This is a genomic window from Burkholderia sp. FW306-1C-G01B (assembly GCF_058781685.1).
On sequence record NZ_JBYSWZ010000017.1, the window covers coordinates 119,883 to 136,052 of the forward strand.

At 67.3% G+C, this 16,170-nt stretch carries 13 protein-coding genes; 1 reads left to right on the forward strand and 12 read right to left on the reverse strand.

The window, feature by feature from the left end; genetic code table 11:
- Positions 1-44 precede the first annotated feature (44 nt).
- The gene (locus tag AC3WLY_RS29040) at positions 45-1,019 is read left to right on the forward strand and encodes a D-2-hydroxyacid dehydrogenase (protein ID WP_492308851.1); all 975 of its coding nucleotides are present in this window, start codon (positions 45-47) and stop codon (positions 1,017-1,019) included.
- 292 nt (positions 1,020-1,311) lie between these two features.
- Here the strand turns inward: AC3WLY_RS29040 and AC3WLY_RS29045 are convergent, their stop codons facing one another.
- From AC3WLY_RS29045 to AC3WLY_RS29100, 12 genes are all read right to left on the reverse strand, one after another.
- Positions 1,312-1,524 carry a hypothetical protein gene (locus AC3WLY_RS29045; RefSeq protein ID WP_006497261.1) on the reverse strand — a complete coding sequence of 71 codons (213 nt, stop codon included), beginning with the start codon at positions 1,522-1,524 and terminating at the stop codon, positions 1,312-1,314.
- A gap of 166 nt (positions 1,525-1,690) precedes the next feature.
- Complete coding sequence (locus tag AC3WLY_RS29050) at positions 1,691-4,273, reverse strand: EAL domain-containing protein (protein ID WP_492308850.1); 2,583 nt, start codon at positions 4,271-4,273, stop codon at positions 1,691-1,693.
- Positions 4,274-4,331: 58 nt separating this feature from the next.
- Positions 4,332-8,024, reverse strand: a complete 3,693-nt coding sequence (locus AC3WLY_RS29055; RefSeq protein WP_492308849.1) for a response regulator — start codon at positions 8,022-8,024, stop codon at positions 4,332-4,334.
- A gap of 45 nt (positions 8,025-8,069) precedes the next feature.
- Positions 8,070-9,203 carry an ABC transporter substrate-binding protein gene (locus tag AC3WLY_RS29060; RefSeq protein ID WP_310142506.1) on the reverse strand — a complete coding sequence of 378 codons (1,134 nt, stop codon included), beginning with the start codon at positions 9,201-9,203 and terminating at the stop codon, positions 8,070-8,072.
- A gap of 557 nt (positions 9,204-9,760) precedes the next feature.
- Positions 9,761-10,198, reverse strand: a complete 438-nt coding sequence (locus tag AC3WLY_RS29065) for a hypothetical protein (protein ID WP_034184197.1) — start codon at positions 10,196-10,198, stop codon at positions 9,761-9,763.
- 149 nt (positions 10,199-10,347) lie between these two features.
- Positions 10,348-11,271: an ABC transporter permease gene (locus tag AC3WLY_RS29070; protein ID WP_175961414.1), complete on the reverse strand. Its 924-nt coding sequence runs from the start codon at positions 11,269-11,271 to the stop codon at positions 10,348-10,350.
- Complete coding sequence (locus tag AC3WLY_RS29075; protein ID WP_175961415.1) at positions 11,271-12,140, reverse strand: ABC transporter permease; 870 nt, start codon at positions 12,138-12,140, stop codon at positions 11,271-11,273. Before AC3WLY_RS29075 ends, AC3WLY_RS29070 begins: the two co-directional genes overlap by 1 nt.
- Positions 12,141-12,177: 37 nt before the next feature.
- Entirely contained in the window at positions 12,178-13,269 is a 1,092-nt protein-coding gene (locus AC3WLY_RS29080; RefSeq protein WP_492308848.1) for an ABC transporter ATP-binding protein, read from the reverse strand.
- A gap of 49 nt (positions 13,270-13,318) precedes the next feature.
- Positions 13,319-14,494, reverse strand: coding sequence for an ABC transporter substrate-binding protein (locus tag AC3WLY_RS29085; RefSeq protein WP_492308847.1), 1,176 nt, complete (start codon positions 14,492-14,494; stop codon positions 13,319-13,321).
- 374 nt (positions 14,495-14,868) lie between these two features.
- Entirely contained in the window at positions 14,869-15,105 is a 237-nt protein-coding gene (locus tag AC3WLY_RS29090) for a type II toxin-antitoxin system death-on-curing family toxin (RefSeq protein ID WP_244137320.1), read from the reverse strand.
- 150 nt (positions 15,106-15,255) lie between these two features.
- Positions 15,256-15,429: a hypothetical protein gene (locus AC3WLY_RS29095; protein ID WP_175920480.1), complete on the reverse strand. Its 174-nt coding sequence runs from the start codon at positions 15,427-15,429 to the stop codon at positions 15,256-15,258.
- 133 nt (positions 15,430-15,562) lie between these two features.
- Entirely contained in the window at positions 15,563-16,156 is a 594-nt protein-coding gene (locus tag AC3WLY_RS29100; RefSeq protein ID WP_310142520.1) for an alpha/beta fold hydrolase, read from the reverse strand.
- Positions 16,157-16,170: the final 14 nt, after the last annotated feature.

Below are 16,170 nucleotides of genomic sequence, written 5' to 3' on the forward strand. Positions count from 1 at the left end.
GTTCCGCGCCCGCCGGGCGCCTGTCACTGTCAGCGAGACCCGCCATGTTTTCCGCTTCCTCACCCGCGAAGATCGTGTTTCTCGACCGCGCGACGCTGTCGCCGCAAACCGTGCTGAAGCCGTTCCCGTTTCCGCACGAATTGCATGCGTTCGAACGGACGAGCGCGCACGAAGTCGCGCCGCGCATTGCCGACGCCGATATCGTCGTGACCAACAAGGTGCGGCTCGACGCGGCGACACTCGCCGGTGCGCGGCGCGTGCGAATGATCGCGATCGCCGCGACCGGTACCGACATCGTCGATCTCGACGCGTGCGCGTCGCGCGGGATCGTCGTGAGCAACATACGCGGGTATGCGGTCCGCACGGTGCCCGAGCATACGTTCGCGCTGATCTTCGCGCTGCGCCGCAGTCTCGTGGCTTACCGCGACGCGGTGCGCGCGGGACGCTGGCTCGACAGCGGGCAGTTCTGCTTCTTCGATCATCCGATCCGCGACCTGGCCGGCTCGACGCTTGGGATCGTCGGCGACGGCGTGCTCGGGCGCGCGGTGGCCGGCATCGCGCGTGCGCTCGACATGCGCGTGCTGTTCGCGGCGCACGGCGATGCCGCCGGCGACGGCTACGCGCCGCTCGACACGCTGCTGCGCGACAGCGACGTGATCACGCTGCACTGCCCGCTCACGCCCGCGACGCGGCACCTGATCGATGCCGCCGCATTCGCGCGGATGACGCGCCGGCCGCTGCTGATCAATACCGCACGCGGCGGGCTCGTGGACGAAAGCGCGCTCGTCGACGCATTGCAGTCGGGGCAGATCGCGGGCGCCGGGTTCGATGTGGTCACGCAGGAACCGCTGCCGGCCGCGCATCCGTTCCACGCGATCCTGTCGCATCCGGCATTCATCCTGACGCCGCACGTCGCATGGGCGAGCGACGAGGCGATGCAGGCGCTCGCCGATCAGCTCGTCGACAACGTCGCCGCGTTTGCGGGCGGCGAGCCGCGGCATGTCGTGCGACTCGTGTGATGCTTGCCGGTGCGGGCGATCGTTGCAACCGCGCAAACAGAACGGCCCCGCTCGATTGCTCGAAGCGGGGCCGACTGAATCCGGGGGCGGCTTGCGCCAGCGACTCGGCACGTGACGGGTTCGTGCATCCGCCCTGTCCTGCGGCCGGTTTCTGAACGCCCGATGGGCACTACTTCAAGGAATTCGAACCGCCGACGCTGTAGGGCCAGTCTGAAACCGAACGGGACGAATCATGAAAAACGTCCGTTTCGGCTGCAGCGCACCGCTCGGCGCGCCGAGCCCGCCGCTAATTTCAGTAGGCGGACATCTCGACGCAAGGATCGACCTTGGACGGCGAGCAAATGACCGAATACTTGGCGCTCTCGCGCATCAGCGCTTCGCCTTCGTGCAGCGCGATCTTGATCTCGGGGTGACGCTCGTACGCGAGGAATGCCGAGCACACGACCGCGGACATCACGACGAGGGAAAACACAAACTTTTCAAGGGTTTGGAAACGTTCTGGCATGGTTCGACCTTTCTCTCAGCCAGCGATTATACCCCGAGATAAGGGTTTTCCCTATATCGCCGGACGCATGCCGTGGATCGCCGTGATCACCCCCTTTTTCGTCGTCGTTTCGCCCGCCAGTTCGCGCCCGGGCACCGCGCGGGACGCGCGAGCGTCGCAGCGTCGCTCAAGCGCGATCGCGGGAATCGGCCGCTTCGACGGGCCTGACGGAGGACGGGCGCATGCCGATGCGGGCGGCGTCGAGGCCTATCCGGTTGTGCAACGTGCTGCGCTCGAATCGCTTGAACGACTCGGCAATGTGCGTGCGCAACAGCTCGACATCCCACGGTTTGATCAGGAGCTTCTGGACCGATCCGTCGCCGGGCGCGGCGGCGATCGACTGCCCTTCGCCATAGCCGGACAGCAGGATGCGCACGATGTCCGGATAGAGTGCCTTGACGCGCTGCAACAGGTCGATCCCGGACAGGCTCGGCATGCGGAAGTCCGACACGATCACGCCGACACGATGTTGCGCGAGCAGGTCGAGCGCGTCGGCGGGATCGGTCGTGCCGAGAACCTCGTAGCCGTCGCGGCCCAGCGCCTGCCTGAGCGTCTGCAGGACGGCCGGGTCGTGGTCGACCAGCAGCAGCGTCCGGTGCAGCAGCTCGCGCTGCCGGCAATGCTCGGGAAGCTCCGAGCCGGCGGAGAGCATGTCGGCGATTTCCGTTCCGGTGACCGGATGGCTGAAGTAATAGCCCTGCATCGCATGGCAGCGGTTCCGGTTCAGGAACGAAAGCTGTGCTTCCGTCTCCACGCCCTCGGCCACCGTCTCCATGTGCAGCGACTCCGCCATCGCGATGATCGAGCGCGTCAGCGACGCGCCTTCCGCGCTCGTGGTGACGTCGCTGAGGAACGACTTGTCGATCTTGACGACATCGATGGGCAGGTCCTTCAGGTACGACAGGCTGGAATAGCCGGTGCCGAAGTCGTCCAGCGACAGCACGACGCCGAGCGCCTTCAGTTCGCGCAGCGTGTGCGCGATCGCGTTGCGGTCCTGCATCAGCACGCTTTCGGTCAACTCGAGTTCGAGCCAGGCCGGCTCCAGGCCGGTATCCCGCAGCGTCCTGTGCACCACGTCGGCCATGTTCTGCTGCCGGAACTGGCGTGCCGACAGGTTGACGGCGATCCGTAGCGGCGCATGCCCGTCGTGACGCCACGCGACGGCCTGCGCGCAGGCCGTGCGCAGCACCCATTCGCCGATCGGCAGAATCAGCCCGGTTTCCTCGGCGATCGGGATGAAGCGGTCGGGCGGAATCACGCCGATGCCGGGGCGGCGCCAGCGAATCAGCGCCTCGACGCCGCTGATCCGGCCGGTTTTGAGATCGACCTTCGGCTGGTAGTACAGCTCCAGTTCGCCGTTCGCGACGGCCTCGTGCAGCGCGTTTTCGAGTTCGGCCTGTTCTTCCACGCGGGCGCCCAGCTCGCGCGTGTAGAAGCTGTAGCCGTTTCGCCCGCGTTCCTTCGCGCAATACAGCGCGGCGTCGGCCGTCTTCAGCAGCGTCTCCGCGTCGGCGCCGTCGGTCGGACAAACGCTGACGCCGATGCTCGTCGTCACGTGCAGGTCGTGTCCGTCGAGCATGAACGGCGCGCCGAAGGTGTTCAGGACCTTGCGGGCGACTGCGTCCGCATCCGTCGCGGTCGACAGGTTGACCAGCATCACGACGAACTCGTCGCCGCCGAGCCGCGCGACCGTGTCGCCGTCGCGCACGGCAGCCTTGAGCCGAGCCGAGACGGCTCGCAGCAGGCCGTCGCCGACCGAGTGGCCGAAGGTGTCGTTGACGTGCTTGAAGCGGTCCAGGTCGAGCACCATCACCGCGATCAGGTGTCCCGTGCGCCGCGCGTGCGACATCGCCTGCTCCATGCGGTCGCTCAGCAGGTTGCGATTGGGCAGGCCGGTCAGCGCATCGTGGTTGGCGAGGTATTCGATGCGCCCCTGCTGCATCTTGCGCTCGGTGATGTCCTGCACGATGCCGCGCAGGATGATCGCGTGGTTCAGGTCGCGCCCCGCCTCCGCGTGGTGCAGCACGTGGCGCTCGGTGCCGTCCGGGTGAAGCAGCCGATGCTCGAGCGAGAACGGGGCGCCCTCGGTGCGCAGGCTCGTGAACGACTGGATCAAAAGCGGCTGCTCGTCGACCGGCACGGCTTGCAGCAGCCGATCGAAGGTCGGCGGCGTGCACTCGGGGTCGAGCCCGAGGATCCGGAACAGCTCCGGCGACCAGTTGCCGTCGGTCCGGCCGGCCTGATACTCCCAGTTGCCCAGATGCGCGAGCGCCTGCGCATGCGTCAGGCTGATCTCGGCGGTCGCGAGCTTTTCGAGCGTCGCGGCCGCGCGCAGCAGGTAGCGGAGCCGGTAGCCGAGCAGCTTCCAGCGCATCGGCTTGGAGACGAAATCGGTCGCGCCGGCGTCGAAGGCACTGGCGATCGACGCGTCGTCGTCGTTGCCCGTGAGCATGACGATCGGCACACGGCGACCTTCCGGCAGCGCGCGCAGCCGGCGGCAGCAGGCGAAGCCGTCGCCGCCGGGCATCTCGACGTCGAGCAGCACCACGGCAGGACGATGACGCAGGAACGCGTCGATGCCCTCCTGCGGCCCGGTCGCTTCCTCGACGCGAAAACCCTCCGGCTCGAGGGTTTCCACGACCAGCAGGCGCGTCATCGCATCGTCGTCGACGATCAGAATCACCGGTGCATCGACATTTTCCTCGTTCACGACCGTTCTCCTGTTTTCGACCCGCCGCGATCGCCACCGCGATCGTCCGGCAGGCCGCTCAATCCTCCACCATGCGTTCCGCTGTCAACGCGGCCTGCGCGTGCCCGAATTCGGCGTCCGTGCCGGCGACGAGGTCGGCTGCCGCGGCGACGTCGGCGGCGCGCGCCCGTTGCTCGATCTCCTTGCAGCGGGCCGACAGCACGTGCGCGCCGACGTTCGCACTGCTCGATTTCAGCGTATGGGCGGCCAGCCTCAGCGCGTCGGCATCGCCCGCTTCGACGGCCGCGTGCATGTCGCGGATCAGCCGCGGCGCATCGAGCGTGAACTGATCGATGATGCGGGTCAGGATATCGGGGCGGCCCGGCCGCTGGAGCGCGCGCAATGCGTCGAGCGCCTTGCGGTCGATCACGTTCGCGTCGCCGCCCGGATCGGCGGTGGTCGCCCCGCCGGCTTCGGTGCCCGCTTCGATGCCGGCTTGGGTTCCCGCGTCGCCGCTCGCGACGGCCGGCCCGGACGCCGCGCCGCGGGCATGGCGCGCGAGCATCTGCAGCAGCGCATCGCGACGGAACGGTTTTCCCAGGTAGTCGTCCATGCCGGCGGCCAGGCAGCGCTCCCGGTCGCCGCTGAGCGCGTTGGCCGTCAATGCGATGACCGGCAGACGCGGCGCGCCGGCTGCCGCTTCGTGCCGACGCAGCAGCCGCGTCGCCTCGAAGCCGTCCAGCAGCGGCATCTGGCAATCCATCAGGACCACGTCGAACGCTTCGTCCGCCAGCATCTTCAGCGCCTGCCGGCCGTCTTCGGCCACGGCCACCCGATAGCCGGTGTCCTCCAGCATCGCCAGCGCGATCTGCTGATTGACCACGTTGTCCTCGACCAGCAGCACGCGCGCCGATCCGGCGTCGGGCGGCAGCGCCGCGTCCGCCCCGGCTTCGTCGGACACCGGCGCGGCCAAAGGCAGCGGCGGCGGCCTCATGTGCATCGCCGATGCGATGGCCGTATAAAGCTCCGCGCCATGGAGCGGCTTCGTCAGCCGGGCGTCGATGTCGAGTTCGCGCGCGACCTGGATGCTGTCCATCATCTCGAACGCGGTCAGCGTGACGATCCTGAGCGCACGCAGCGACGGGTCGTAGCGGATGTGCTGAACGAGCGAGATGCCGTCCATGCCCGGCATCCGCACGTCGACGATGGCCAGATCGAACGGCGTCCCGTCGGCGGCGGCCGCCCGCAACTGCGACAGCGCATCGTCGCCGCCGATGGCCGTCGCGACGCACAGCTGCCATTCGATCGCATGTTCGACGAGCACGCTGCGATCGGTCTCGCTGTCGTCCACGATCAGCACCTTCAATCCCGCGAGCGACGACCTTGCGCCCGCCGCGACGTCGACCACGCCGGACGCCGGTTCGAGCCGCGCGGTCACGGTGAACACCGAGCCCTTGCCGGGCGTCGATTCGAGCGTGAGCTCGCCGCCCATCATCTCGGCCAGCTGGCGGGAAATCACGAGCCCCAGCCCGGTTCCGCCGTATTTGCGCGCGGTCGAGCTGTCGGCCTGCTGGAACGGCCGGAACAACTGCGCGGCCATGTCCGGCGCGATGCCGATGCCGCTGTCGGCGACCGCGAACACGACGCGGCCGTCGTCCGTATACGACACGGCCAGCTCGACCTGCCCGCGCTCGGTGAACTTGATTGCATTGCCGATCAGGTTCGTCAGGATCTGGCGCAGCCGGACCGGGTCGCCGCGCATCCATTGCGGCACGGTATCCGCCTTGCGGAATGCCAGCGCAAGCTCCTTGCGCTGCGCATTGGGTTCCAGCAGCGCGACGACATCGTCGAGCAATTGGTGCAGGTTGAAATCGATGTGCTCCAGCGTCAGCTTGCCGGCCTCGATCTTCGAAAAATCGAGTATGTCGTCGATGATGATGAGCAGCGTCTGACCGGATCGATACACGGTGTCGACGAACTTGCGCTGCTTCGACGTCAGGCGCGTGCGTTGCAGCAGCTCGGTCATGCCCAGCACGCCGTTCATCGGCGTGCGGATCTCGTGACTCATCCTCGCGAGAAATTCCGATTTCGCCGAATTCGCGGTTTCGGCCGCGGCGATTGCCGCCTGCAGGTCGATGTCGCGACGTTCGATTTCGTCGAGCATCGTGTTGAAGCCGGCGATCAGGGTCGCGACTTCGTCGCGGCCCTTGTGGGACATGCGCAGGGACAGGTCGCTGCCGCTGCGGATGCGGGCCATGGTGCGCGTCAGATTCCCCAGCGGGCGGGAGATCGACGTGCCGAGGCGATGACTGATCACGAGGCTGCCGATCGCGAGCAAATACGACACGGCGACGATCATCGCGATGGCGCTCGTCACCGCGCGATTGACCTGCGACACGATGCTGCGCTGCTGCAGATCGACGCGCACGGCCTCCTGCTCCGTATAGGCCGCGAGGCGATTCGCGGTCGTCTCCACGTCCGCGATGATGCGCTGCATGCTCGCGTCGTTGGACAACATGTTCGACCGCACCGCGACGATGCGGCGTGCGGATCCGGCCAGTTCCGCGGCCAGCGGAACCACATCCTGCGCGCGGCTCGACTCGCGCTGCCCGCTCGCGACGAGTGCATCGCGCAGCGCGCTCGCGGCGGCGGCGAGCTTGCCGATATTCTCCCGTGCGTCGGCGTCGGCACGCTGGAGATGTTCCGTGCTTTTGCTTTGCGCGACCATGCGAAGGTCGGCCGCCAGTTCCTTGATGCCGCCGTTGACGACGGTCGACAGGTACCTGATCCGGGCCGCCTGCCGCTGGAGCGCGATCGTTTCGTCGAGGCGCTGTCGCGCCTTGACGATCCGCAGCGCGAACGGGTCGGCGATTTCCGCCAGCTTCGTGTCCAGCGCATCGAGCGACTGCAGGACCTTGTCCTCCCTCGCGTGGTAGCGCGTCGCGACGGACGGCTCCACGAACATCCTGCCGCGCAGCGCGACAAGGCTGTCGTTGCCGTCGAGGATGTCGGCCGCCGCGCGCCCGAGCGCATTCGCGACGTCCTGCGTCGTGGCGGCCTCGAGGCTCGGCGCTGCGATCGCCAGCGCATTGCGCGCACCGCCGATGGCCGCCTGCATGCGATCCCGCAGCGGAGCGAGCCGGTACCGGCTCGGCGCGGCGTCGACATGATCGGCAACGCTGACGATGTCCTTGACGTTCATGCGAACCTGGCCGAGCGCATGAATCGTCCGGTTGTACGCGGTGTTGGCCGCCAGCGCGTCGCTCACCGCCGCGCTGGCCTGGCTGTCCAGCCGTTCGGTTTCGGCGCGGATCGTGCCCATCAATGCGTCGCCCCGTGCCTGGATGCGCTCGACCAGACGGGTTTCGGCGCCCAGCCGTGCCTCGTCCCGCAGACGCTGGCCGACGCCTTCGCTCATCGACCGCAGCATCGTGCGCAGGTCGGTGGACGGCGCGTCGACGCCGTGCCCGTCGATCGCGCGCACGGCGGCCATGAGGGCGGCAGTCCGCTGCAATTGCGTTTCGATCTCCGCCGCGGCCTGCTCCTGCTCGGACGCGTCCTGCGCCTGCTCGAGCCGGCCGAAATCCACCGCGAGCTCCGCGTACGCGCGCTGGAGTTCGTTGCTGCGCACCTGCAGCGGCAACGATTCGGTCGTCAGCGTGCGCACGCCGGACGCAATGCCGTGCACCGCGATCAGGCTGGTCGCGGAAATCGCCAGCGCACCCAGCAGCATCAGGCTGGTGCCGGTGACAAGCTTGGCCTTGATGTCCATGCAGCCTCCGGGATCGGGACGGCCCGCGCGCGGCCATCCGGCTGGTTATCTGGCCGGCGCGTCCACGGGCGCGATGCGGCCGTGCGCGATTTCCGAGAGGAACACCGCATTCAGCGCCTGGTGATTGTCCGCGCCCAGATCGGCGACCAGACCGCCCAGGTCGAGATGCCGGATCGATTCGAGCGCCTGCTTCAGCGCCGCCCGGGTCGGCGACGGGCCGGCGCGTTCGAGGCCGATCAGCATGATCTTCGCGTCGATGCAGCCCTCGATGTGCACCACGCCCGCGTGTTCTCCCGGAAAGCGCCGCTCGATCAGCCGTACGCAGTCGCGGATCACGTCCCGGTCGTTCTGCGGAAGCGGCACGACCTGCGAGATCAGCGTGCCGTCCCCTTCGTCGCCGACCAGGCGCAGCAGGTCGTCGGTGCCGACGAACGATACCGATGCGAGCCGGGCCTTCAGGCCTTCGCGACGTGCCGCGCGGATGAACGCGGCAATCGGCGTATAGGGGCCGGCCATGACGACGACGTCCGGCTGGCCGTCCAGCAGCGATGCGAGGCCCGTGTCGACCGCGGTGGTCCCGCGACGGAACGTGCCGGTCGCGACGACGTCCAGGCCATGGCGCTGCAGCGCCAGCCGCGTGCCCGCCAGCACCGCGAGCCCGAAGCCGTCGTCCTGATAGAACACCGCGAACCGTTTCGCGCCGTCGTGCGCGATGAAATGGTCGACCAGCGCGCGGGTCTCGTCTTCATAGCTGGCGCGGATGTTGAATACCTCCGGCACGACCGGCTTGCGCAGCGCCATCGCGCCGGTGAACGGGCCGACGAGCGGAATGCCGGCCTCCCGGATGATCGGCAGCACCGCGGTGGTCGTCGGCGTGCCGACATAGCCGAACAGCGCGAACACATTGCCCCGTTCGATCATCTCCAGCGTGCTGTCGACGGTCCTGTCGGGCTCGTAGCGATCGTCGCCGACCACGAGGTCGATCTTCCTGCCATGCACGCCGCCGCGCGCGTTCACGTCGTCGAACACGGCTTGCGCGCCCGCCAGCAGCCCGCGCCCGAGGCCTGCCGAATTGCCCGATTGCGCGTTGACCATCCCAAGGCGGATCGCGCCGTCGGTCACGCCGGGCTCTGCCGCGAGGCAGGCGCCGGGGCCGGTCATCGCGGCAACGCAGGCCATCAGCGTCACTGTCCGGCGCAACGCCGCGCTTCGAACGATCGGCGCGAACGGCAGGCGATCGGCACGGGCAAGCGCGCGCAATACATGCGGAAACCGGGTACCCGAACACATTCGTGCGACACACACGCTATTGCCCATGCTGGGTTCCCCTTCCGCACCCGGTTTCTTGATTCTTGCTATCTGGTCATGCCCGCCGCATGCCGGATTACCGGTGCGGCACGATGCGATTAGTCATATATATAGGTTGCATCAAATGCGACTGCAAGCCGGAGGCGATTAAACGCGGATTATCGACGGCATTGCACTTCCCGCACGGGAACGTCACCACGCGAAGGATGCATTTTGTTTTGCTTTCGGAATTTCGATTCGATTTTTAATTCGCCATTCTTTTGCTTAAATTCGCTCATTCGAATCGCGATGAATGCGCGCCGTGGTGGCGCGATTCGGTTCCGATTCGAAAACGGAACCGGCCCCCGACCTGCAACGCGTCGGGAAGCTCGCCAGCACGGCGCGAATGTCCCGATCGTCGGATGGTCAAACCGGAGTCCGCGGCGACGTCACTTCGGCGCCGACGCGCCGCTGGCCGCGTCGCCATGCCACGCCTTGCCGATCTGGTCGATCAGCGATTTCGCGGTGCCGGTCGCGAGCGCCGCGTCGACGCCCGAGGTCTGCCACGAGCCGTCGGCGGCCTTCACGAAGGTCAGGTTCGCGCGCGACGGCGAGTAATCGGCATTGCGCCACGTGACGACGACGTCGCACGAGTACGTGCGATCGCCGAGCTTCTTGCAGTCGCCGTCCGGCTTCGCCGACACGACATCGGCCGACACCGGCAGCGGCTGGCCGAACAGCGCGTTCAGGCCGCCGTGGTTTTCCGCTTCGAGCGCGCGGCGCACCGCGGCGTCGACGTCGTTCGATCCGGGACCGTCGTGGAGCAGGTTGCAGGCGGCCAGCAGCGTCGAGGCACAGCCGAGTGTCAGCAGCGTTTGAAACTTCATGGAGATCCGTTGTCGAGTAAACGTCGGGGGGCGCGCGGGAACACGTTCGCCGGCCGGTATGCCGCGTAGTCTGCAACGTCCGCGTGTCGTTCGCGGTATCCATTTGTAACCAATTGCACGGACGCGATCGCCCGCTGCCGCGCCCGCGCCTACTGCCGCTCCTGCTTCACGCGGCTGACGAGCTGCGTCGGGCTCACGAACTGCAGCGCGATCACGACCCACACGAGCGTGATGACCATGTAGATCATCGCCATCGCGTCGATCGACTGCGGCGCGCGCACGCCGGTCGAGAACACCGCGTAATACAGCGCGACGACGAGCGTCTGCGTGCTCGGGCCCGCGGTGAAGAACGTCAGCTCGAACATCCCGATCGTGCGGACCAGCACGAGCAGCCCGGCCGCGAGCATGCCCGGCACGAGCAGCGGCAGCAGCACGTAGCGGAAATAGCGCCACGTATTCGCGCCGAAGATGCGCGCGGCGGCTTCGAGATTCGGGTCGATCTGTTCGATGAACGGCGTCATCACGAGGATCACGAACGGCAGCGCCGGCACGAGGTTCGCGAGGATCACGCCCGGCAGCGTGCCAGCGAGCCCGACCTTGTACATCACGGTCGCCATCGGAATCCCGTACGTGACGGGCGGCACCATCAGCGGCAGCAGGAACACCAGCAGCGCGAAGCGCTTGCCGCGAAACTGCACGCGCGCGAGCGCATAGGCGGCCGGCACGCCGAGCGCGATCGACAGCAGCACGACCGCGCCGACGACCTCGACGGTCACCCACAGCACGCTCGCGAGCTGGAAGTCCAGCCACGCCTTCGCATACCAGCGCAGCGTGAAGCCCTGCGGCAGCGGCGTGCCGAACCAGCGCGTCGCGACCGAGTTCACCGCGACGGTCGCGATCAGCAGCATCACGTTCAGCAGGAAGAACGCCATCAGCCCCCAGACGAGCGCCTTCCAGGCGCGGCCGGCGAGGTTGCTTCTCATCTTTTGCGGCTGCCTCGCATCGACGGGCCGTGCATCGGGCGAACCCTGCTTCGGCGGCCAGGCCGGCGCGGCACGATTGTCGGTCGCCATCAGCCCTTGCCCCCCGTCACCGGCCCCGTGTAGAAGAAGCGGCGCGCGCCGAGCATCGATGCGACCACCAGCAACTGCACGAAGCCCATCACGATCGCGATCGCCGACGCGAGCGAATAGTCGTAGCTCTCGAACGCGGCCTCGGCCGCCGCGATCGAGATCACGCGCGTCGGTCCGGCCGGCGCGCCGAGCAGCACGGCCGACGGGAACACCGAGAACGCCTGCACGAACGACAGGCACGCCGCCATCGTGAGCCCCGGCACGAGCAGCGGCAGGTAGATCTGCCGGAACTGCTGCCACGGGTTCGCGCCGAGCGTCGCGGCCGCGCGCGCGAGCGTCGGGTCAATGCCGCTGATGTACGACAGCATCAGCAGGAATGCGAACGGAAAGCCCGACACGATCAGCGACAGCAGCACGCCCCAGTAGTTGTGCGTGAGGCGCACTTCGTCGGTGTACAGGTGCAGCCCCTGCAGCGCCTGCGGGAACCAGCCGTTCGGCCCGAAGTACGTGAGCATCCCGTCGGCGACGAGCACCGTGCCGAGCGTGACGGGAATCACGAGCAGCGTCGTGACGAACTTCTGGTACGCCGAATGGCGGCGCAGCGCGAACGCGACGGGCACCGACACGCCGACGTTGAGCAGCGTGGCCGGCACCGCGAGCTTCAGCGTGACGAGCACGGTCGGCCACATCGCGGTATCGGTGAAGAACTGCACGTAGTTCGCGAGCGCGCCGCCGCCGTTCGTCGGCTGGAACGACAGCACGAGGCCGTACGCGAACGGATAGATGAACAGCGCGACGATGAACCCGAGCGCGGGCGTGACGAGCCAGGCCTTCGCGTCGCGCGGCGCGCCGGCCGCAAGCGTGCTCATGCAGCCTCCCGGCGGGACAGCGCTGCGGTCGGGCGGCTCATGCCGCGTCTCCCGCATAGACGAGCGTGCGCGACGGCGCGACGCGCAGCCGCAACCGTTCGCCTTCCGAGAATTCGCCGGCGACGCGCGCCCAGATCGAACCGAACGGCGCGATCGCGCGAATCAGCGAGTCGCGGCCGCCGTACTCGACCGTTTCGACCGTCGCGTCGAACGCGTTGTTGCCGGCGTTGTCGCCGGCGTCGTCCGCGCGCTCGATGTCGTCGGGGCGCAGCGCGACCACGACGTCCTTCGCGTCGAAGCCGGCCATCGGCACGCCCGCGAGACGCACGCCGCCGGCCGCGACGTTCACGCAGTCGCCGGCCATCCCTTCGAGCGTGAACGGCAGCACGTTGCGATAGCCCATGAAGCGCGCGACATGCAGGTTGTGCGGGCGCGTGTAGACGTCCTTCGGCGACGCGACCTGCTGCACGACGCCCTCCTTCATCACGACGATGCGGTCGGCCATCGACAGCGCCTCGTCCTGGTCGTGCGTCACGTAGATCGTCGCGCGTTCGAGCTGCGTGTGGATACGGCGGATCTCGGCGCGCATCTCGATGCGCAGCTTCGTGTCGAGGTTCGACAGCGGCTCGTCCATCAGCACGAGCGGCGGCTCGATGACGATCGCGCGCGCGATCGCGACGCGCTGCTGCTGCCCGCCCGACAACTGCCCGGGCAGCTTGCCCTCATGGCCGACGAGCTGCACGAGTTCGAGCGCCTGCTGCGCGCGCCGCCGCGTTTCCTGCTTCGCCATGCCGCGCATCTTGAGGCCGAAGCCGACGTTGTCGAGCACCGACATGTGCGGAAACAGCGCGTAGTTCTGGAACACCATCCCGAAGCCGCGGCGCTCGGGCGGCAGCACGTCGATGCGCGTGTCGTCGAGCCAGATGCCGCCGCTCGTGAGCGGCTGCAGCCCCGCGATGCAGTTCAGCGCGGTCGACTTGCCGCAGCCCGACGGGCCGAGCAGCGCGATGAACTCGCCGCGCCGGATCTCGAGGTCGAGCCCGTTCAGCGCGGCGACCTGCGCGCCCTCCGCATTGGTGAAGCTGCGGGACACGCCGTCGAGCCGCAAGCGTTCGAAACTGTGCTTCATTGCGCGAACTCCATGCACGCGGGCGCCGCGGCGCCCGCCGGTTCAAGCGTCACTTCGATTTCTGCGAACCGATCTCGCGATCCCACTTCTGGAACGCGGCGACCATCGCCTGCGCGTTGAGCGGCTGCACGTGCGGGCGATCGGCGAGCAGCTTCGCGTATTCGGGGCGGCCGAACTTGCGGATCACCTCCTGGCTGTGCGCGGGCGCCATCTCGAGCGTCACGCCCTTCACCGCCGGGCCCGGATAGAAATAGCCGTCGTCGTAGGTCATCGCCTGCTGCGCCGGTTCGAGCAGGAAGTTCATCAGCTTGAACAGCACGTCGAGCTTTTCCTTCGGCACGCCCTTCGGAATCACCATGTAGTGCGCGTCGTTGACCCACGTCATGTTGTCGAACGCCTGGACCCGGAACTCGGCCGGCACGATGCCCAGCGCGCGCGGGTTGAGGTCCCAGCCGGTGACGGTGACGGTCATGTCGCGGGTGCCCTCGCCGAGCTCCTTCATCACGGCCGACGTGCCGCCCGGGTAGTACGGGACGCAGTCGTTCAATGCCTTCAGGAACGCCCAGGTCTTGTCCCAGCCATTGATCGGGTCCTGCGGATTCTTGTCGCCGAGCACGTACGGCAGCCCCATCAGGAACGTGCGGCCGGGGCCCGAATTCGCCGGGCGCGCGTAGATCAGCTTGTTCGGGTGCGCCTTGCACCATGCGAGCAACTGGTCGGGCGTCTTCGGCGGGTTGCTCACCTTCGCCGGATTGTATTCGAGCAGCGGGCCGGCCGGCATGTAGGTGACGGCGAGGCCGAAGCCTTGCGCGAGATCCTGCATCTTGCGCGGGCCGGGCGCGTACCTGTCGAGCACGCCGGGGAACGCGGCCGCGTCGTCGGGCAGCAGTTTCTGCCACAGGTTCTGTTCGATGCCGGCAGCCAGCGCGTCGGTGCCCGTCAGCACGAGGTCGATGTCGGAGCGCCCGGCCGCCTGCATCGCCTTGATCTTGCCCGGCAACTGCGGCGCCGGCGCGTTCGTGAACGTGACGTTCGATACGAGGTTCGGGTTCTTGTCCTTGAACGCTTCGATGGCCTTCTGCGTGAGCTGCAGGTTGCCCGCGACGTCGACGATGTTCAGCGACACGGGCGCGGCAACGGCCGTCGCGGCCCCTGCCGCCGTCAGCGTGAAGCCCAGCGCGACGGCAATCCGGCGGGCACGGCGCGCGATCGTGGTTGTGTTCATGTCTCCTCGCTTCGGTCGGTGGATGGGACCTTTCTTTCGGGAAATCATGACGGCGTTATACGATGTCGGTCAACAAAAAACCATGACGCGCGGGGCGGGACTTTCCCTGACAAAAACCTTCCGCTATGTTGTGATTCAACAGGTCGAACGGATGCCAGGTGTGCTGCGGCAGTTTGAATGCAGCGTGTTAGGACATCGTATGTCGGCGTGTGGGGGGCAGAATCAGGCCGGGGCGTCGGAACGCCCGACCGGCGCGTTTCGTGGGAGGAATGCAACGTCGACCGGATATCCGGAAGAGGTATCGAGCCCGTGCAGGTTATCGGCGCGCGGTCATCAAGACAAGGCCGCAGAGAATGGCTGCGTGAGGCAGGGTTTCAACGGGACAGGGACAATTCCCAGACCGCACTGAAATACTCGGCCAGTTCCTCGCTCGTGACGCTGCCGTCGGCGACATCGACCATGAGGTCTTCGAGATCGGCAAGGCGAGGAATCGAGATACCTTGCCGCTCCATATACGTCAATGCGCAAGTGAGGCCGGTACGCTTGTTTGCATCATTAAACACATGGCCGCGCGCGATTGCGATGGCATAGGTCGCGGCAATACCGAACACGTCATCAAGTCCCGCGTAATGAACATGATTTCGACGCGATGCAAGGCAGCCTCGACGCCGCCTCGGCCGGCATGAGCGAAACCGCTGAGGCCGCCGAGATCCCGGATGATCTCGTCATGAATGGTGATGACGTAATCGAGATCCAGCAAATCAGCGATCCTTCAGCGCGATCAGCACCTCGCGGTGTTCGGTAATGACTTTTCGTGCTGCACGCAGCACGTCGCCTTTCTCGGTTTCGGTCGAAACCTTGACCTCCGTCGTGGGGCGAATGATCGTGCGAGGTTTCAGCTCGACTCCGTACAGCGTTTTCCTTTTGGGAGCCATGACAGATTTCCGATAAAAAATAATAGTAATCAGCCACTTATCCCGCATTGGCATGCGGCGGCGACACTTCGGCCAATCGTAGCACCCAACGAACCGCCTCAGAACGTCCGCGCAGGAAAACAATGCAGGCGTGTCAATCGATCAAATCGGCGCGGCTTTCGCCGAGCGCAACCACCTCGCCGATCAGCCGTTCCGCGTCACGCCACTCGCCATACCCGGACACCGGGTTCAGGTGCCCGACCTCGCCGAGATCGACAAGCTTGCTGCCCCACCCGGCCGCCAGCGCCTCGACGCGTTCGAAGCGCGCGAGCGGATCGTTGCGGCTCGCGGCGACGAGGCTCGGGAACGGCAGCCGTGCGGTCGGCACGGGCGTCCAGCCGTGCGCATCGATCGCTTCAGGGGTTGGATAGCCGTCGGGCATCGGCGTATCGAGATCGGCCGGCGCCGCGAGCAGCGCGCCGTGGATCGCGCGCGTGGCCTGCCGTGCCCAGTGCACGGCGATCATCACGCCCGCGCTGTGCGCGACGAGGATCACGGGGCCGTCGATCTCGGCCAGCGCCGCGTCGAGCGCCGCGACGCGCGCGGCGCGGCTCAGTTTGTCGGCTTCCAGCGGCGCGACGGAGCGTGCGTTCGGCAGGCGCCGTTCGAGGTGCGTCTGCCAGTGGTCTTCGACGTGATCGCGCAAGCCGGGCACGATCAGGATGGTGGGCGTGGTCGCCAGGGTCATGCAGCCTCCGGGAG